Source organism: Streptomyces echinatus (assembly GCF_014203595.1).
In the GTDB taxonomy this organism is placed as follows: domain Bacteria; phylum Actinomycetota; class Actinomycetes; order Streptomycetales; family Streptomycetaceae; genus Streptomyces; species Streptomyces echinatus.
Genome location: NZ_JACHJK010000001.1, coordinates 490,598 through 508,866, shown reverse-complemented (window position 1 = coordinate 508,866; position 18,269 = coordinate 490,598). Strand labels below are relative to the sequence as shown.

Below are 18,269 nucleotides of genomic sequence, written 5' to 3'. Positions count from 1 at the left end.
CCGGGGTCCCTATTTCACGCTACCCCCGGCCCCGGACGGATCGCCGCACGCCGGCTCGGCGGGCCTGTGCTGCCGAGGTGTCCGCGGGGACCGCGGGGTGCCGTCCTCGGCGAGCGGCCGGAAGTAGTGGTCCAGCGCCCAGGCGGCCACGCGGGTGCCGGCCCGGCAGCCGGCCACGTCGGCCGTGCGGGAGTGGACGCCGCCCCACACCCTGGCGTCCACGACGTCCCGGTCGAGGTCGTCGGCGGACCCGTAGAACCGCGTGGTGCCGGTGATCTCGGAGGGGACGCGGAGGTCGATGCGCGAGGTGCCGAGGACACCGGTCAGGGCCCGCGCCACGGCGCCGGCGACGGTCGTGTGCCCGGCGACGTAGTCCGGATGCGGCGGGGTGACGAGCAGCGGCTCCCACGCCGGGTCCGCCGTGGTGCCGGGGTTGCCGTCGGTGTCGGCGAGCCGGATGGCGGTGATCGGCCGCCAGGAGCCGTAGTGGAGCTTGGCGTCCCATGCCGTGACGACGGCGTCGGTCGCCGACGCGTTCACCGCGGCGAACAGCCGGGCCGTCTCGGCGATGCCCAGCCGGTGCCGGGCGGCGTGGTCCCGGACGGCGGTCTGCACCTGTTCGACCAGGTTGCCGCTGAAGAAGAGGGCGGTCTCGGTCTGCCGCGCGCTCCTGCCCGAGCCGGTCTTCGCACCCATGGTCTTCAGCTCCCGGAAGTCCTCGGCGTAAGCGGCCGAGGACAGGGCGGGTGGTCCGCCGGGGCGGAACTGCCGGGGGGAGGTGAGCAGGAGAGGGCGGAGCCTGGCGAGCCAGGTGTCGATGAAGGGCTGGAACGCGGGCGGGGTGGGCCGCCAGACCCCCGGTGCCGGGGAGGCGGTGAAGGGAACGTCCGCGAACCTGCCGTCCCCTTCCCGGAGTTCGATGAGGCGGGCGGCAGCGCGCTTTCCGTAGCCGACGCCCCGGTCTCTGGCCTGACCGGCGGGGAGAGCGGCGATCGAGTTCGCGTAGGAGGTGTCGATCCGCTCCTTGAAGGCGGGGAAGGAGGCGAGCAGCACGTCGTGGGCCGCGGTGGCGGCGGCCGCCGCCGAGGACGCGTTCGCCGGACCGCGCTCGCGCCACTCGTACAGGGCGTAGCGGCCTTCGATCCCCACCACGGCGTTGTACACGGCGACGGAGACGAACCCCTGCCAGATCGCCGCCTGCCCGGAGGGACGCGGGCCGAGGGCGGCCTTGATCGTGTCGGTGGCGATGGCGTTCCACTCGCGGACCACGGCCGCCGGGTCCGACGCGGTCCGGGTGTCCGCGTCGGGGCGGCCGGTCGCGGCGGTGAGCGTCACGAGGGCGAGGGCCGCGAGGGCGCAGCGGAACGCCCGGGCACGTGAACGCGGGGGAACGACAGGAGGGGGCTCTCGATGCACGGCGTGCTCCCTGGAGTTGGGTGCCCCAGGCTTAGCAACGGCCCGCCGCCCGATTCAAGACAACTCGCCGCGAACCGGACGGCGCCTCCTCATCCGACGTGCCCCGCGCCGTTCGGGCTCAGCGCGTGCCGATCGCCTGCTGGTAGCTGAAGAAGCCGGTCGGGTCGTACTTCCGCTTCACCTGGACAAGCCGGGGGCAGTTCGTGCCGTAGTAGGCGTCCTGCCAGTTCTTCAGCGTCGGGTCGGGGAAGTTCTGGTAGGAGTGTTCGGGTGTGCCCTCGGCGAAGATGTCGCCGTAGAACCGGTCAAGCCAGCGGAGGTTGGTGTCGGCGACGCCGGGCGGTCGTAGTCCGCCCACGAGGTCTCGGCGGCGAGGACGAAGAGCTCGTCGCGGTGCACGAACGCGGTCGAGTCCGGCGCCACCCGGTTGATCTCACCGCCGAGGGCGAACATCGCGAACCCGGCTCCGTCCTCGTTGCCGCTGCCGGGCCACTCCAGAAGGCGCTCGGCCGCGGCGCCGACCTGCCGGTCGGTCAGGAGCGTCCGGGAGTCCAGCATCGCCGACTTGGTGGCGAAGCGTTCGATCGGTGTGGTCGCGCTCAGCAGTTCGCTCGCCTCACCGGGGGTCACCTGACGGACGGACGCGCTGTTGCGGGCGCGCTCCTCGGCCGTGCCGGTGTTCAGCGCGGGCCGAGGACGGCACGCAGTTCCTGGACGGTGCCGTAGAACTGGCCGATGGCGTTGACGTTGGCGTTCGCACGGATCTGTGCCCTGGTCGTCCCGTTGGTCCCGATGCCCAGACGCATATGGAACCGCTTGTCGGCCGCGGTGTCCTGCGCGATGCGCTGCGCGCCGGCGGCCACCTGCAGTACGCCCCAGTAGAGGTCGGGGTGCGACTTCTCACTGGCTTCATGTACTCACGCAGCTTCTTCGACCTCGACGGCCACGGCTGGCAGGTCATGTGGATGGACCCGGCGGCGGCGGAGAAGGGCCCCGAGGCGTTCGCGGTCTCCGCGCAGGAGACCGGCACCCCGGCAGCCTGACCCACCCCCCGCGTCAGACCACGCCGAGGGCCCCTCCCGTCCGCGGGTCCGGGCGAGGCTGCGTGAACCGACTGGCCTGGTCAGCTGCCAGGTCGTCTTTCGCCTGCCGGAACAGCCGTGGGCGCGCGGTCCGCCGACGCCGTCGACGGTTCGGTGGTGACGGGGGGAGCCCAGGAGCAGGCCAGGGAGCCGCCGATCAGACCGGTGATCAGTCCGAGGAAGAGGCCGCCGAAGTTCGCGACGGGGAAGGAGACGAGAGTGAGCAGGAGAGTGGCGATCCCGGCGAACACGCGAAGGTGCGGTTGATACCAATGGGTGAGACCCAGGGTGATGAGCAGAACTCCGATGATCAGGGCTCCGGCACCGGACGTGGTCGACATGGCCAGGGGAATTCCGCCCAGGTCGAGATGCGCGTACGGCCAGTACAGGATGGGCAATCCGGCCATCAGGGTGAAAAGCCCGGCCCAGAAGGGACGTTCACCACGCCAGGTTCTGAACCCGCGTCGGGTGCGCGCCGCCGTGACGCGCAGCCGGGGCCGTCTGCCGAAGAGGTTGGTGATCACGTGTCTTCCTGATCAGCGGTGCGGTCTGGCACGGGCCGTGTGAGGCGAAGGCGGGGGCGTTCGGCGGGCCCGGCCCGCACGGGAGTCAGGAGCATTCATGACGGGCTTGTTCGATCCGCACGCGCAGGCCGGGAATGTTGAACGTACCGGCAGAGAGCGCGACCGCGGTCACGTGCACGTCGGTCAGGATGACCGACGCGGCCTGTTGCCCGAAACCGTTGGGATCGAAGAACCGCGAGCTCCTGTCGTCCGGACTGATCGGTCCCTTGGTGATCTCCCCCTGCGCGATGCCCTGGTCGAGGCCTTTGAAGTCCGCCTGTCCGGCCGACTGGGACGTCGTGTCGAGGAACAGACTCGATGCCTCGATCGGGCGTTCGCGTCCGCCGGTGAGCTTCAGCGTCTGCGGGCCCAGCACCGGGACGTCGACCACTACGGACTCGCACAGTCCGCTGATCGTCGAGTGCCGGGCTCCGGTGACCTGGACCGGTACACGCTCGCCCTGCCTGGTCACATCCACCATGCCGTAGACACTGAATCCCCGAGCGGTCAGCGTGTCCGCGGTGACCTGGAACCTCTGGCCGGAAATGAGGAACGACGCGGCCAGTGCCCCCTGCCCCATGGCGACGCCGAGGGCTGCGCAGGCTGCGACGCCGGAAACCAGGATCGCCGCGAAGCGCCGCCAACGGGTCTTGCCGGCACGGTGCGACATCCCGTCTCCTTCGGCCAGGGAGCGGGTCTGCCTATGTCTTGACAAGGCAGGTATTTCCCCGTTGTCCAGTGAGGAATCCTAGGCTTCCGGTTGCGGCGACCGGCTGCACGCCAGGGCCGCCGTACGGGTGATGCGGATTTCACTGAGCCAGCAACTTCTTGCCGATCGGCGTGCGAGTCGCGGCTGACCGGTCGGAGCCAGTCAGCCGTCCGCTCCCAATCGCCGACGAAGGTGTTCCGGTCGACCGGTCCGGGTCCCACTGCACACGCACCGGACACTCGGCGACCCCCGCCCTCCTTTTTGTTTGGCAGCGTCCATGCCATCGGACCCCTCCGTGGAGGCGTGGCCGGTGTGCCCTCGCGGCGAGCGACTGTCGAAAACCAGTGGCCACCGGAGCCGGACGAGCCCACGCTGTACGCCATGGAAGAACCGCACCGCAGGATCCGCGCGCTCCACACGGCATCCACGATCACCGTCTACCAGGCGTACTCCCCTGAAATCGGAAGGCCCGCCATCCGTGACGGCCGCTTTCCCGCCGCGTGGAAGCCTGACCGCATGACGTGGATCAAGCCCAGCTTCCTGTGGATGATGTACCGCTCCAACTGGGGCACGAGCGCCGGGCAGGAGACCGTTCTTGCAGTCGAGATCGATCGCGACGGCTTCGACTGGGCGCTGCGCAACGCGTGTCTGTCGCACTACGTGCCCGAGCTGTACGCGGATCAGGCGGCGTGGAAGCGGCAGTTGCGGCGGTCCCCGGCGCGGGTGCAGTGGGATCCCGAACGCGACCTGAATTTGTGTCCCTTGCCGTACCGATCGCTGCAATTGGGGCTCTCGGGCGAGGCATCGGCACGTTACGCGGACGAGTGGATCGTGTCCATCAGTGATGTGACTCCGCTCGCCCGCCAAATCCGCGCCCTCGTCAGTGGCGGCGATGCGGACTCCGCTGCTCGACTCCTCCCCCAGGAACAGCCGTACCCCGCCGGTGACGAACTACTGACCCACTTGCGCCCCTGACATGCGGTCCGAATGGGGTGGCTGTGGTGTGCTCTGGGTCTACTGCTTGGATTTCGGCGAACGTGCCATAGTCGGTTGAGCAGGGTGAAGTCGGCGGGCTCGCTCATGTCGGGGGCTGCGGTGCTGGTGCTCCGCGCGAGGCGTGTTGTCGTAGAGGAACCCGATCTCTGCGGTGCCAGATTTCTCGGGGAGCCGATGGGTACAGGGTCGCCGCGATGGTGGCGCCGCCTTCTGAGCCCTTCCCTCGGTCAGCAGGCGACTCAAAGGCCTCTAATCCGTGTCCCTCCGGTAACAACCTGAAGAGCTGCCGGACGAGGCGAACTTGGGCAGGTCGTTGCGAAAGAATTGGTGCGTTGCCTGGGCATGGGTGGGTGATCTCAGCGGATGATCCGAAGTGGATCGAGCCGTTCTCCGGGCTGTCCGAGGTGAAGTTCGCCAGGCTGGTGGCGTTGGTACGGCGCCGTGGCGACGATGTTCAGCGCGGCCGTCCCTGGCGACTGCCGCTGGAGGACCGGGTGTTGCTGGTGGCCACCTACTGACGCACGAACCTCACGGCAGTCCGCGCGGGTCTCAGCGCCCGCAGGGCACGGAGGCACCGTGTCCCGCGCTGCCTCCGGACGCACCCCAAAAGCGAAGGAGCCCCCTCCGTATCGAAGGGGGCTCCCCAAGGTCTTCAGCAGGCACCCCTGCTCCGGCAGACCCCGCCCACGTCAGTGCGTGTGACCGCTGGAAGCCGGCGTCGGGCCCGCGTTCTTGACCGTCAGAGGCAGGAGCTTCTTGCCGGTCGGGCCGATCTGGATGCTGGTGTCCATCTGCGGGCACACGCCGCAGTCGAAGCACGGGGTCCAGCGGCAGTCCTCGACCTCCGTCTCGTCGAGGGCGTCCTGCCAGTCCTCCCAGAGCCAGTCCTTGTCGAGGCCGGAGTCGAGGTGGTCCCAGGGCAGGACCTCCTCGTAGGTGCGCTCGCGGGTGGTGTACCAGTCGACGTCCACGCCGGAGGGGGCGAGGGCCTTGTCCGCGCACGCCATCCAGCGGTCGTAGGAGAAGTGCTCGCGCCAGCCGTCGAAGCGGCCGCCGTCGTCGTACACCGCGCGGATGACCGCACCGAGGCGGCGGTCGCCGCGGGAGAGCAGGCCCTCGACGATGCCGGGCTTGCCGTCGTGGTAGCGGAAGCCGATCGAGCGGCCGTACTTCTTGTCGCCGCGGATCTTGTCGCGCAGCTTCTCCAGGCGGGCGTCCGTCTCCTCGGCGGAGAGCTGCGGGGCCCACTGGAAGGGGGTGTGGGGCTTGGGGACGAAGCCGCCGATCGAGACCGTGCAGCGGATGTCACCCTGGCCGGAGACCTCTCGGCCCTTCTGGATCACGTTCATCGCCATGTCGGCGATCTGGAGGACGTCCTCGTCGGTCTCCGTCGGCAGCCCGCACATGAAGTACAGCTTCACCTGGCGCCAGCCGTTGCCGTAGGCCGTGGCGACCGTACGGATCAGGTCCTCTTCCGAGACCATCTTGTTGATGACCTTGCGCATGCGCTCCGAGCCGCCCTCGGGGGCGAAGGTCAGGCCGGAGCGGCGGCCGTTGCGGGTCAGCTCGTTCGCCAGGTCGACGTTGAAGGCGTCGACGCGGGTCGAGGGGAGCGAGAGGCCGATCTTGTCTTCCTCGTAGCGGTCCGCGAGGCCCTTGGCGATGTCGCCGATCTCCGAGTGGTCCGCGGAGGACAGGGAGAGCAGGCCGACCTCCTCGAAGCCGGTCGCCTTGAGGCCCTTCTCGACCATCTCGCCGATGCCGGTGATCGAGCGCTCACGGACGGGGCGGGTGATCATGCCGGCCTGGCAGAAGCGGCAGCCTCGGGTGCAGCCGCGGAAGATCTCCACCGACATGCGCTCGTGGACCGTCTCGGCCAGGGGCACGAGGGGCTGCTTGGGGTAGGGCCACTCGTCCAGGTCCATCACCGTGTGCTTGGAGACCCGCCACGGGACGCCGGACTTGTTGGGGACGACGCGGGCGATACGGCCGTCGGGCAGGTACTCGACGTCGTAGAACGCCGGGATGTACACCCCGCCCGTCTTCGCCAGGCGGAAGAGGACCTCCTCGCGGCCGCCGGGGCGGCCCTCCGCCTTCCATTCCTTGATGATCCGCGTCATGTCCAGCACGGCCTGCTCGCCGTCGCCGATGATCGCCGCGTCGATGAAGTCCGCGATCGGCTCCGGGTTGAAGGCCGCGTGGCCGCCCGCCAGGACGATCGGGTCGTCGACGGTGCGGGCCTTGGACTCCAGCGGGATGCCCGCCAGGTCCAGGGCCGTGAGCATGTTGGTGTAGCCCAGCTCCGTGGAGAAGCTGAGGCCGAACACGTCGAAGGCCTTCACCGGGCGGTGGGTGTCGACCGTGAACTGCGGGACGCCGTGCTCACGCATCAGCGCCTCGAGGTCCGGCCAGACGCTGTAGGTGCGCTCGGCGAGGACACCCTCCTGCTCGTTGAGTACCTCGTAGAGGATCATGACGCCCTGGTTGGGCAGACCGACCTCGTACGCGTCCGGGTACATGAGCGCCCAGCGGACATCGCACTCGTCCCACGGCTTGACCGTGGAATTGAGCTCTCCGCCGACGTACTGGATGGGCTTCTGCACATGCGGGAGCAGTGCTTCGAGCTGCGGGAACACCGACTCGGCGGCTTCGGCAGGCATCTCGCGAACCTTCGTGAGCTGACAGGGGTGACCATCAAGCGTAACCCGCCCGGCGGACTCCCCCGTACGCTCGGCCGGCCTACCCGTTCGTGATCTTCCTCCACCGCTCCGGCAGCTCGGCCTCCAGCTCCGCCGCCCGCGCCTCCTCCCTGCCGTACAGCAGCCCGTACGTGAAGGCGCTCTCTCCCGCCGCGTGGGCCACGGCCGCGAACTCGCGCAGGGTGCGTCGGGCCATGACGCTGTCCTGGTGGTCGCCGAGCAGGGTGGTGAGGGACTTCATGGACTTCGTGAGGGAGCGGGCGGGGCCGCCCAGGGCGTCGGTGACGGCCTCGGCCGCGTACCGGGTGCGTTTGGCCTTCTTGCGGGCCTCGTGCAGGGCGACGTCGCGGTCTTCGCCCGGCGGCAGCTCCAGTGCGTGCTCCACGAGGCCGGTCAGCTTCTTCTCGTCCTTGCGTACGGCCTTGCCGAGCGCCTTCTCCGGCTTCTTGCGGGCCGCCTTCCGCAGCGGCGGGTCCACGAGCAGGGTGTCCAGGGAGTCCAGCAGGATCAGGTAGCGGCGGGAGTCCAGGACGCCGGTCAGGTGGGCGTGGGCGCCGCCGTGCCGGCGGCCGGCCCAGGCGGTGAGCCGTTCGTGGACGGGGCCGGTGACCAGGCCGGGCGGGAGTGCGTCGAGGGCGGTGGACAGGCGGTCGGCGAGCACCTCCTGGTCGCGGTCGATGCCCAGCTCGCCCGCGAGCCACTTCAGCTCGGCGGCGACCGGGTCGGTGACGGCGCGGTCCAGGATGTTCCCGAAGGTGCGCAGGGTGCTGCGGGCGCGGCGGGTGGCGACCCGCATCCGGTGCACCGAGTCGGGGATGTCGCGGCGGACGGCGGGGTCCAGCCCGACCAGTGCGTCGCGCTGGGCGCGGAGGTAGGCGAGGACGTGGTCGCCGGCCGTCACGGGGCCGGTGGGCCCGGCCTTCTTCGGGCGCCGTTTCCCGCTTTGGCCCGGCGTGGTCTGTTCCAGGGCGCGGGCCAGCTTCGACGGTGACTTCGACGGTCGTACGCCCGCCTTGTGCAGGCGCTTGTCCACCTGGTCGAGGAGGGCCGGATCGCCGCCGTCGGCCAGTTCGATCTCGATCTCGGTCCACTGGGCGGCTCCGCCCGCGCCGGTGAGCCGCTCGGCGGTGACGGTGTCGAGGCTCGCCTCGGCCAGCAGGGCGCCGTCGGCGTCGACCAGGTGCCGTACGTCGCGGGAGGAGCGCAGCCGCACGAGGGGGATCAGTGCGCGGTCGCGGGTCCGGGAGCGGACCAGGGCGGCGATCTCCTCGGGGACGGTGTCGGAGAGCGGGGCCCGGATCTCGTCGCGGACGCCGGGGGCGACGGGGAACTTCAGGTGCCAGCCGGCGTCCGAGCCGCCGGTGCGGCGGCGCAGGGTGAGCGAGGCCGCGGCCAGGCGTTCGTCGGCGGTGTCGTAGTAGGTGGCGTCCAGGTCGACCAGGCCCTTGTCGAGGACCGTGGCCACTGCGCCGACTCCGGTCAGGTCGGGCAGGCCGCTCTCATCGGATTCGTATTTGCGCTCGATCTCGCGTTTCGCATCCGCCATGCACCGAATCTAGTGGGCGAGAGGCCGGCGCGGCAGGGGCCGTCCCGGGTGAATGGCCGGAGAAGTCACACCATCCACCCGGTGAACGACCTGGTGCCGGCTCGGTGGCTCACGCCGACATCGGCCGCTGCACCTTGATCGACTGCAGCAGTCCGATCGCGACCCAGACGGCGAACATGGACGAGCCGCCGTACGACACGAACGGCAGGGGCAGGCCGGTGACGGGCATGATGCCGAGGGTCATGCCGATGTTCTCGAACGACTGGAAGGCGAACCAGGCGACGATCCCGGCGGCCACGATCGTGCCGTAGAGCTCGGTCGAGTCGCGCGCTATCCGGCAGGCGCGCCACAGGACGACTCCGATCAGGAAGATGATCAGGCCCGCGCCGAGGAAGCCCAGCTCCTCCCCCGCGACCGTGAAGACGAAGTCCGTCTGCTGTTCGGGCACGAACTGGCCGGTGGTCTGCGAGCCGTGGAAGAGCCCGGCGCCGGTGAGGCCGCCGGAGCCGATGGCGATCCGGGCCTGGTTGGTGTTGTAGCCGACGCCCGCGGGGTCCAGGTCCGGGTTGGCGAAGGCCGCGAACCGGTTGATCTGGTACTCGTCCAGGATGTGCAGCTGCCAGATGGCCACGCAGCCGAGCACTCCCGCGATGAGCAGGCCGAAGACCCAGCGGTTGGAGGAGCCGGAGGCGAGCAGCACGCCGAGGATGATGGCCACCATGGCCAGCACCGAGCCGAGGTCGGGCATGAGGAGCAGGATCAGGATCGGTACGGCGGCCAGGCACAGCGACTGGAACACGGTCCGGTGGTCGGGGAACGGCTTGTCGCCCGCGTCCACCCGCGCGGCCAGCAGCATGGCCATGCCCAGGATGATCGTGACCTTCATGAACTCGGCCGGCTGGAGGGAGAAGCCGCCGATCACGAGCCAGTTGCGCTGGCCGTTGATCGTCGCGCCGAGCGGGGTCAGGACGACCAGGGCGAGGAGCACCGACAGGCCGTAGAGGATCGGTACGGCGTTGCGCAGGGCCCGGTGGCCGAGCCAGACCGTGCCGATCATCAGGGCGATCCCGATGCCGAGGTTCATCAGGTGCCGGACCAGGAAGAAGTACGGGTCGCCCTGGTTGAGCTCGGTGCGGTTGCGGGTCGCCGAGAAGACCAGCAGCGAGCCCATCAGGGACAGCGCGATGGCCGCCAGCAGTATCGGCCAGTCCAGCCGGCGGGTGAGCGAGTCGCGGGCGAAGATCTTGGTCCAGCCGGCCCGCTCGGGGCCGTACCCGGAGACGGAGAAGCTGTTCGCGCCGGTCATGAGGGCATCCTCCGGCTTCCCCGCGCGCGGTGCCTGCGACGCCTGCGGGTGTCGCGGTTGCCCGGGGAGGGCGAGGCGGTGGTGCCCGCGGGCTGCTGGTCGTCGCCGTTGGTGGGGTTGTTCTTCTGGGCGGCCTCGGCGTCCTTCGCCGGGTCACCGATGATCTTCGGGGCGGCGATGGTGCCGTCCGTGCGGATCTTGGGCAGGCCCTTCTGCGGCTCGGGCAGCAGCGCCTTCCTGCTGTCAACGGAGCCGTCGCCCTGGACGCCGTACATCGCGCTGTAGATGTTGCGCACGGCCTCACCGGAGGCGCCGGAACCCGTACCGGCCTGGGCGATCGTCATGATCACCGTGTAGTCCTTGGAGTAGGTGGCCAGCCAGGACGTGGTCTGCTTGCCGTAGACCTCGGCCGTGCCGGTCTTGGCGTGCAGGGGGATCTTGTCCTGCGGCCAGCCGCCGAACTTCCAGGCCGCCGTACCGCGGGTGATGACGCCGGCGAAGGCGTCGTCCATGCCCTTGATGGTGGCCTGGCTGACCGGCAGCCTGCCGCGCTTCTTCGGCTTGATCTCCCGCACGCTCTTGCCGTCGGCGCTGATGACCGCCTTGCCGATGGTCGGCTGGTACATCGTGCCGCCGTTGGCGACAGCGCCGTAGATCACGGCCTCCTGGATCGGGGTGACGAGGGTGTCACCCTGGCCGATGGAGTAGTTGATCGAGTCGCCCTCGCGCATCTTGTTGCCTTCGAGGCAGTTCTCGTAGGCAATCTTCTCGACGTAGGAGCCGTCCTTCTTGCCGGTCTTGCACCAGGCGTCCTTGTTGGCCTTCCAGTAGTCCTGCTTCCACTGGCGGTCGGGGACCCGGCCGGTGACCTCGTTGGGCAGGTCGAGACCGGTCTCCTTGCCGAGGCCGAACTGGTGGGCGGCCTTGTAGAAGTAGTCCTTCGGCTGGCCCTTCTTGGGGTTGATGCCGCCGTCCCGCTTCCACTCCTTGTCGGCGAGGCCGTAGAAGACGGTGTCGCAGGAGACCTCCAGGGCCCGGCCCAGGGAGATGGGGCCGAAGTTCTCGCCCTCGAAGTTCTTGAAGACCTGGCTGCCCACCGAGTACGAGCTGGTGCACGGGTAGCGGCCGTCGAAGGGGTAGCCGGCCTCGACCGCGGCGGCCGTGGAGACCACCTTGAACGTCGAGCCGGGCGCGGCCTGACCCTGTATGGCCCTGTTGAGCAGGGGGTAGTCCGAGTCCTTGCCGGTGAGGGCCTTGTAGTCCTTGGCCGAGATGCCGCCGACCCAGACGTTCGGGTCGTACGTCGGCGCGGAGGCCATCGCGACGATCCGGCCGGTCTTGGCCTCCATCACCACGACGGCGCCGGAGTCGGCCTTGTAGTTCGTGCCGGTGATCTTGTCGAACTGCTCGCGGGCCTTCTTCATGGCCTGGTTCAGCTCGAACTCGGCGACCCGCTGGACCCGGGAGTCGATGCTGGTGACCAGGTTCGAACCGGACTCGGCCGCGTCGGACTTGGCCTTGCCGATGACCCGGCCGAGGTTGTCGACCTCGTAGCGGGTGACGCCGGCCTTGCCGCGCAGCATCTTGTCGTAGGTGCGCTCGAGGCCGGAGCGGCCGACCATGTCGGAGCGCAGGTACGGCGACTCGGTGTCCTTGGCCTGCTGGATCTCGTCGTCGGTGACGGGCGAGAGATAGCCGAGGACCTGCGCGGTGTTGGACTTGCCGGGGCCGGGGTAACGGCGGACGGCCTTGGGCTCGGCGGTGATGCCGGGGAAGTCCTCGGAGCGCTCGCGGATCTGCAGGGCCTGCCGGGCGGTGGCCTTGTCGGTGATGGGGATCGGCTGGTACGGCGAGCCGTTCCAGCAGGGCTGGGGGGTCTCGGAGTCGCACAGCCGGACCTTCTGCTCGACCTCCTCGGGGCGCATGCCGAGGACGCCGGCCAGCTTGGTGAGGACGGCCTTGCCGTCGTCCTTCTGCTTCAGCAGGTCGGTGCGGGAGGCGGAGACCACCAGGCGGGTCTCGTTGTCCGCGAGGGGGACGCCGCGGGCGTCCAGGATGTCGCCGCGCACGGCGGGGTCGACCACCTGCTGGACGTGGTTGCCGGACGCCTCCCGCTGGTACTCGGCGCCCTCGCGGATCTGCAGATACCACAGCCGGCCGCCGAGCGTGCCGAGGAGGGAGAGTACGAGGATCTGGATCACGACGAGCCTGATCTGGACCCGTGGGGTCCGACCGGTCTCGGGGATGTTGGTCACTGCGGCTGTCTCCCCCTCTCAGTGCGCGGACGCAGGTGCGCGCAGCGCGTCCGTACGAACCGGCCGCACGCGTACGAATGATGAACGACCAGCCTGTGAGCCCGCGTTCCGGGCGGGCCTACCCGTTCGGGTGAACTCCTCGCCGGTCACAGCCGCTTGACCCCCTTGATGCGGCCGACCCGGGCGGAGCGGGTGCGGGCCTTGGCCTTCAGGGCGCCGAGGCCGCCGCGCTGGCTGCCGATGCGCAGGCCGGTGCCGGAGGAGAGCCAGCCGGAGGAGATGTCCCCGGCCTTGGCGGCGGGGCCGGTCTCGGTGAGCGGGTCGTTGTCGGCGCGGCGGGCCAGCCACATGACTCCGGGCACCACGAACGGGGCGAGCAGCAGGTCGTACAGGGCCGCCGAGATCAGCAGGCTGGTCAGGCCGACGTGCCGGGCGGCGGTGTCGCCGACCAGGGCGCCCACCCCGGCGTAGAGCAGGGTGGAGCCGACGGCGGCGGCGACCACGACGGCCATGGGGCCGGTCGCCGACTTCAGCCGGCCGTTCTCCGGCCGGATGAGCCCGGCGAAGTAGCCGGTGACGCACAGGACGAGGGCGTAGCGGCCGGCCGCGTGGTCGGCGGGCGGGGCCAGGTCGGCGAGCAGGCCGGCGCCGAAGCCGACGAGGGCGCCGCCGACATGGCCGTACACCATCGCCAGGCCGAGGACGGTGAGCAGCAGCAGGTCGGGCACGGCGCCCGGCAGGTGCAGCCGGGCGAGCACGCTCACCTGGATCACCAGGGCCACTACGACCAGCGCACTGGAGAGCAGGATCCGGTTGACACGCATGGGATACAGCTCCTACTGCTGCTCGTCGGTGGCGGTGTCGGGGGCGTCGGCGGACGGCGTGACCGTGACGGTCACCGTCGGCGTCGGGACCGGCTTCGGCTTGGCCGGGAGCACGGTGTCCCGCGGGTCCTTCTCCGGGGCCTGGACGACCACGCCGACGATGTCGAGCTTGGTGAAGCTGACGTACGGGGTGACGTAGAGGGTGCGGGTGAGGCCGCCGCCGGAGGGGTCCACGCGGGAGACCACGCCGACCGGGACGCCGGGCACGAACGGCCGGTCGGCCTGCGAGCCGAAGGTGACGAGCCGGTCGCCCTTCTTCACCTCCGCCTTGCCGTTGAGCAGTTCCACGCGCAGCGGGCGGTCGCCCTGGCCGGAGGCGAAGCCGAGTTCGTCGTCGCCCTCCATGCGGGTGCCGACGGTGAAGTCGGGGTCGTTGGCGAGCAGCACGGTGGAGGTGCCGGGGCCGACGGTGGTGACGCGGCCGACCAGGCCGTCGCCGTTGAGGACGGTCATGTCCCGCTTGATGCCGTCGTCGGCGCCGGCGTCGATGGTGACGGTCCAGGAGAAGCCCTGCGCCGACCCTATGGCGATGACCTGGGCGCCCTTGATGCCGTACTGCCCCTCGCCGGCGACCTTCAGCATCTTGTCGAGCTGTTTGAGGCGGCTGCGGTTGCGGTCGTCGCTGCCGAGCTTCGCCTTGAGGGCCGCGTTCTCCTTCTCCAGCGCGGCGAGCCGGTCGTGCCGGCCGCCCGAGGCGCGGACCGCGGAGACGGCGTTGCCGACCGGGTCGACCGCCGAGCTCAGTCCGTCCTCGACGGGGCCGAACACCGCCGCAGCGGCGTGCCGGGCACCGTCGACCGGGGAGTTGCGTCCCCCGCGGATGTCCACCGTGATCAGCGCGAACGCGATGGCGACCAACAGGACCAGGAGCAGCCGGCTCTCTTTCGTGTCCCTCACGTGCGGCGGCCGTGCCCTTCCTCAAGTAGGAATTCGGGGACTCCCTGGAAAACGCGAATGGTGCGGCGTGAACCGAAGAGGCCCATTTGGGGGAGCTTATGCCTCTATATCAACGATCCGCCGCACGAGAGGAGAACGTCTCGTACGGCGGAATCGAAGAGTTACGTCATCTGCGGGGCTGGGCGTCCAGCACCTGCTGCAGCGCCTCGAACTCCTCGACGCACTTTCCGGAGCCGAGCGCGACGCTGTCCAGCGGGTCCTCGGCGATGTGGATCGGCATGCCGGTCTCCCGCCGCAGCCGCTCGTCGAGCCCGCGCAGCAGGGCTCCGCCGCCGGTCAGAACGATCCCTCGGTCCATGATGTCGCCGGACAGCTCCGGCGGGCACTTGTCGAGGGTGGTCTTCACCGCGTCCACGATGGCGTTGACCGGCTCCTCGATCGCCTTGCGGACCTCGGCCGCCGAGATGACGACGGTCTTCGGCAGCCCGGACACCAGGTCGCGGCCGCGGACTTCGGTGTGCTCGTCGCTGTCGAGGTCGTACGCCGAACCGATCGTGATCTTGATCTGTTCCGCCGTGCGCTCGCCCAGCAGGAGGCTGTACTCCTTCTTGATGTACTGGATGATCGCGTTGTCCAGTTCGTCGCCGGCGACGCGGATGGACTGGGCGGTGACGATGCCGCCGAGCGAGATGACCGCGACCTCCGTGGTGCCGCCGCCGATGTCCACCACCATGTTGCCCGTGGCCTCGTGGACCGGCAGGCCGGAGCCGATGGCCGCGGCCATGGGCTCCTCGATGATGTGCACCTGGCGGGCGCCGGCCTGGGAGGAGGCCTCGATGACCGCGCGGCGCTCGACGCCCGTGATGCCCGAGGGCACGCACACGACGACCCGCGGCCGGGCCAGATAGCGCCGCTTGTGGATCTTCAGGATGAAGTAGCGGAGCATCCGCTCGGTGATCTCGAAGTCGGCGATCACGCCGTCCTTCAGCGGGCGGACGGCCACGATGTTGCCCGGCGTGCGGCCGATCATCTTCTTCGCTTCGGCACCGACCGCGAGGATGCCACCCGTGTTGGTGTTGATCGCCACCACGGACGGCTCGTTCAGTACGATCCCGCGACCCCTGACGTACACCAGCGTGTTGGCGGTCCCGAGGTCGACAGCCATGTCACGGCCGATGAACGACATTGAGTTCCCCATCCGGATTCATCTGGCCTTCCTGAGCATGTGAGGGCATATCAGGTCGGCGAGGCGGGTGCTGTGACGTGAAGGCTTCCATCGTAAACGCGCCTGCACGAACACTGCGCGAGGGTCTCCGCCATTGTCACCAGATGGCGTGCCGCCTCGCTTGTGGAGACGGCCCATCGGAGGCACGCGTTCCCCCGATCGGCAAGACATATGCCGGAGGACGGCCGAAAATGCACGGCCGTCCCTGGTCAGGCGCCCCGAAGCGGCTGACGTCCCCTCAGAAAAATTCACCGGGACGTCAGCGCGCCGGACTCAGGCGCGGCCGGGGAAGAAGATCTTCACCTCGCGCTCGGCGGACTCCTCGGAGTCCGAGGCGTGGATCAGGTTCTCGCGGACGATCACGCCGTAGTCGCCGCGGATCGAACCCGGCGCGGCGGCGATCGGGTCGGTCGGGCCCGCCAGCTGGCGCACGCCCTCGATCACCCGCTCGCCCTCCACGATCAACGCGACGACCGGGCCCGAGGACATGAACTCGACCAGCGGCTCGTAGAACGGCTTGCCCACGTGCTCGCCGTAGTGCTGCTCCAGCGTGGCCCGCTCCAGGGTGCGCAGCTCCAGCGCGGTGATCCGCCAGCCCGCCTTGCGCTCGATTCGGCTGATGATCTCGCCGGTCAGGCCGCGACGGACGGCGTCGGGCTTGAGGAGGACGAGGGTGCGCTGGCTCACGAGGGGCTCCTAACACGGCTTGCGGGTGCGGTGGGACGAGGTTACAGGGCGTGTCGGGGCGCCTGTTACGCAGCGTCAGCCCCCGGGGAGGAGGACTGGGCCTGGGCGGCGAATCTCGCCTTCGCCTCGTCCACCTTCCTCCCGAAGTGCACCGATGCCCACCACAGCGCGGCGAACACCGCGCCCATGAAGTACATGGCCGGGACGACCACGCCGGAGGCGATCAGCGCGAGCTGCAGGGCCCAGCCGAGCGCCACCCCGCCGGGGCGGGTAACCATGCCGCACAGCAGCACGCACAGCAGCATGGCGATACCGCTGACCAGCCACACCGTCGACGTGGACAGGTCCGGGTCCTTCATGGCGACGAGCCCGGCGAAGCCGATGACGAAGAACTCGCCGATCAGGGTCGATGAACAGAGCGTACGCACGGGAGATCTCAGCCCTTCCCCAGCAGCAGCCGGGCCTCGCCGACCGTGATGACGGAACCGGTGACCAGGACGCCGCCGCCGGCGAACTCGCCCTCCTCCTCGGCCAGCGTGATCGCGGCCTCCAGGGCGTCCGGCAGCCGCGGCTCGACCTGCACCCGCTCGTCGCCGAACACCTCGACGGCGATCGCGGCGAGCTCGTCCGCGTCCATGGCGCGGTGGCTGGAGTTCTGGGTGACGACGACCTCGGTGAAGATCGGCTCGAACGCCTCCAGCAGCCCCCGCACGTTCTTGTCGCCGCTCGCGCCGACGACGCCGATCAGCCGGGTGAAGTCGAACGCCTCGCGGACGGCCTCGGCGGCGGCCTCGGCGCCCGCCGGGTTGTGGGCGGCGTCCAGCACGATCGTCGGGGAGCGGCGTACGACCTCCAGGCGGCCCGGGGAGGAGACGGCCGCGAAGGCCTTCCGCACGGTGTCGACGTCCAGCGGTTCCGAGCGCTGCGCGCCGACGCCGAAGAACGCCTCCACCGCGGCGAGCGCGACGGCCGCGTTGTGCGCCTGGTGGGCGCCGTGCAGCGGGAGGTACACCTCCGGGTACTCGCCGCCGAGACCGCGCAGCGTGAGCAGCTGCCCGCCGACGGCGACCTGGCGGGCGACGACGCCGAACTCCAGCCCCTCGCGGGCGACCGTGGCGTCCACCTCGACGGCCTTCTTCAGCAGCACCTGCGCCGCGTCCACCGGCTGCTGGGCCAGGATGACGGTGGCGTCCTGCTTGATGATGCCGCTCTTCTCGGTGGCGATCTCCGCGGGCGTCCCGCCGAGGCGGTCGGTGTGGTCCAGGTCGATCGGGGTGACCACGGCGACATCGCCGTCGATCACGTTGGTGGCGTCCCAGGAGCCGCCCATGCCGACCTCGACGACGGCGACGTCGACGGGCGCGTCCGCGAAGGCGGCGTACGCCATGCCGGTGAGGACCTCGAAGAAGGACAGCCGGTACTCCTGCTGTCCGTCCACCATCTCGACGTACGGCTTGATGTCGTTGTACGTCTCGATGAACCGCTCGGCGGAGATCGGCGCGCCGTCCAGGCTGATCCGCTCGGTGATCGACTGCACGTGCGGGCTGGTGTAGCGGCCGGTGCGCAGCTCGAAGGCGTTGAGCAGGGCCTCGATCATGCGGGCGGTGGAGGTCTTGCCGTTCGTGCCCGTGATGTGGATCGAGGGGTACGCGCGCTGGGGCTCGCCCAGGACGTCCATCAGGGCGGCGATCCGGGCGACGGAGGGCTCCAGCTTGGTCTCGCCCCAGCGGGTGGCCAGCTCGGTCTCGACCTCGCGCAGCGCCCTGTCGACCTCCGGGTCCGCCGGGCGCGCGGGTACGTCGGCCTCCGGCGGGCCTCCCTGGGTGCGCAAGGTGCGGCTGCCGGCCTCGATGACCGCGAGGTCGGGGTCGCGGTCGGTCTCCTCGGCGACGAGTTCTTCGAAGGCGTCGAGGGGGTCTGGCTGGTCGTTTTCGTGTGGGAGGTCGCTCACAGGGCCAGTCTACGGAGCGCAGGTGACAACGGGCCGGTTTGGGGGTGCCTGAC

17 protein-coding genes and 1 pseudogene are annotated in these 18,269 nt (G+C 70.0%); 3 read left to right on the top strand and 15 right to left on the bottom strand.

The window, feature by feature from the left end:
- Positions 1–9: 9 nt before the first annotated feature.
- The 3 genes from FHS34_RS43700 to FHS34_RS43315 all read right to left on the bottom strand — a co-directional run bounded on the left by FHS34_RS43700 (position 10) and on the right by FHS34_RS43315 (position 2,222).
- Complete coding sequence (locus FHS34_RS43700; RefSeq protein ID WP_184959836.1) at positions 10–1,416, bottom strand: vanadium-dependent haloperoxidase; 1,407 nt, start codon at positions 1,414–1,416, stop codon at positions 10–12.
- A 118-nt stretch (positions 1,417–1,534) separates the two neighbouring features.
- Complete coding sequence (locus FHS34_RS43695; RefSeq protein ID WP_225817411.1) at positions 1,535–1,774, bottom strand: BBE domain-containing protein; 240 nt, start codon at positions 1,772–1,774, stop codon at positions 1,535–1,537.
- Between the two features lie 322 nt (positions 1,775–2,096).
- Complete coding sequence (locus FHS34_RS43315; RefSeq protein ID WP_263978377.1) at positions 2,097–2,222, bottom strand: hypothetical protein; 126 nt, start codon at positions 2,220–2,222, stop codon at positions 2,097–2,099.
- Here FHS34_RS43315 and FHS34_RS43995 point away from each other — a divergent pair, their 5' ends adjacent.
- On the top strand, positions 2,223–2,459 hold the full coding sequence (locus FHS34_RS43995) for a hypothetical protein (protein ID WP_372478561.1): 237 nt from the start codon (positions 2,223–2,225) through the stop codon (positions 2,457–2,459).
- An 80-nt stretch (positions 2,460–2,539) separates the two neighbouring features.
- Here the strand turns inward: FHS34_RS43995 and FHS34_RS02180 are convergent, their stop codons facing one another.
- Both FHS34_RS02180 and FHS34_RS02175 read right to left on the bottom strand, forming a co-directional pair.
- On the bottom strand, positions 2,540–3,022 hold the full coding sequence (locus tag FHS34_RS02180) for a DUF6114 domain-containing protein (protein ID WP_184959834.1): 483 nt from the start codon (positions 3,020–3,022) through the stop codon (positions 2,540–2,542).
- Between the two features lie 85 nt (positions 3,023–3,107).
- Positions 3,108–3,731, bottom strand: coding sequence for a DUF6230 family protein (locus FHS34_RS02175; protein ID WP_184959832.1), 624 nt, complete (start codon positions 3,729–3,731; stop codon positions 3,108–3,110).
- Positions 3,732–4,151: 420 nt separating this feature from the next.
- Here FHS34_RS02175 and FHS34_RS02170 point away from each other — a divergent pair, with 420 nt between their 5' ends.
- The gene (locus FHS34_RS02170; protein ID WP_184961289.1) at positions 4,152–4,745 is read left to right on the top strand and encodes a DUF4291 domain-containing protein; all 594 of its coding nucleotides are present in this window, start codon (positions 4,152–4,154) and stop codon (positions 4,743–4,745) included.
- A 371-nt stretch (positions 4,746–5,116) separates the two neighbouring features.
- Positions 5,117–5,281: pseudogene (locus FHS34_RS02165) on the top strand (IS5/IS1182 family transposase); the annotation flags it as partial.
- 174 nt (positions 5,282–5,455) lie between these two features.
- Here FHS34_RS02165 and FHS34_RS02160 read toward each other — a convergent pair.
- The 10 genes from FHS34_RS02160 to folC form a co-directional block, all read right to left on the bottom strand.
- Entirely contained in the window at positions 5,456–7,426 is a 1,971-nt protein-coding gene (locus FHS34_RS02160) for a TIGR03960 family B12-binding radical SAM protein (protein WP_184959829.1), read from the bottom strand.
- A 79-nt stretch (positions 7,427–7,505) separates the two neighbouring features.
- The gene (locus FHS34_RS02155) at positions 7,506–9,011 is read right to left on the bottom strand and encodes a CYTH and CHAD domain-containing protein (RefSeq protein WP_184959827.1); all 1,506 of its coding nucleotides are present in this window, start codon (positions 9,009–9,011) and stop codon (positions 7,506–7,508) included.
- 109 nt (positions 9,012–9,120) lie between these two features.
- On the bottom strand, positions 9,121–10,317 hold the full coding sequence (gene rodA / locus FHS34_RS02150; protein WP_184959759.1) for a rod shape-determining protein RodA: 1,197 nt from the start codon (positions 10,315–10,317) through the stop codon (positions 9,121–9,123).
- Positions 10,314–12,572, bottom strand: coding sequence for a penicillin-binding protein 2 (gene mrdA, locus FHS34_RS02145; RefSeq protein WP_184959757.1), 2,259 nt, complete (start codon positions 12,570–12,572; stop codon positions 10,314–10,316). Before mrdA ends, rodA begins: the two co-directional genes overlap by 4 nt.
- Before the next feature lie 146 nt (positions 12,573–12,718).
- Positions 12,719–13,396, bottom strand: coding sequence for a rod shape-determining protein MreD (gene mreD / locus FHS34_RS02140; protein WP_184959755.1), 678 nt, complete (start codon positions 13,394–13,396; stop codon positions 12,719–12,721).
- A gap of 12 nt (positions 13,397–13,408) precedes the next feature.
- On the bottom strand, positions 13,409–14,353 hold the full coding sequence (mreC, locus tag FHS34_RS02135) for a rod shape-determining protein MreC (protein ID WP_184959753.1): 945 nt from the start codon (positions 14,351–14,353) through the stop codon (positions 13,409–13,411).
- Between the two features lie 166 nt (positions 14,354–14,519).
- The gene (locus FHS34_RS02130) at positions 14,520–15,539 is read right to left on the bottom strand and encodes a rod shape-determining protein (protein ID WP_020940056.1); all 1,020 of its coding nucleotides are present in this window, start codon (positions 15,537–15,539) and stop codon (positions 14,520–14,522) included.
- Between the two features lie 312 nt (positions 15,540–15,851).
- Positions 15,852–16,265 (bottom strand): nucleoside-diphosphate kinase, encoded by a 414-nt coding sequence (gene ndk / locus FHS34_RS02125; protein WP_184959751.1) that lies wholly within the window; start codon positions 16,263–16,265, stop codon positions 15,852–15,854.
- Positions 16,266–16,330: 65 nt separating this feature from the next.
- The gene (locus FHS34_RS02120; protein ID WP_184959748.1) at positions 16,331–16,693 is read right to left on the bottom strand and encodes a DUF4233 domain-containing protein; all 363 of its coding nucleotides are present in this window, start codon (positions 16,691–16,693) and stop codon (positions 16,331–16,333) included.
- An 8-nt stretch (positions 16,694–16,701) separates the two neighbouring features.
- Positions 16,702–18,216 (bottom strand): bifunctional tetrahydrofolate synthase/dihydrofolate synthase, encoded by a 1,515-nt coding sequence (folC, locus tag FHS34_RS02115; protein WP_184959746.1) that lies wholly within the window; start codon positions 18,214–18,216, stop codon positions 16,702–16,704.
- Positions 18,217–18,269: the final 53 nt, after the last annotated feature.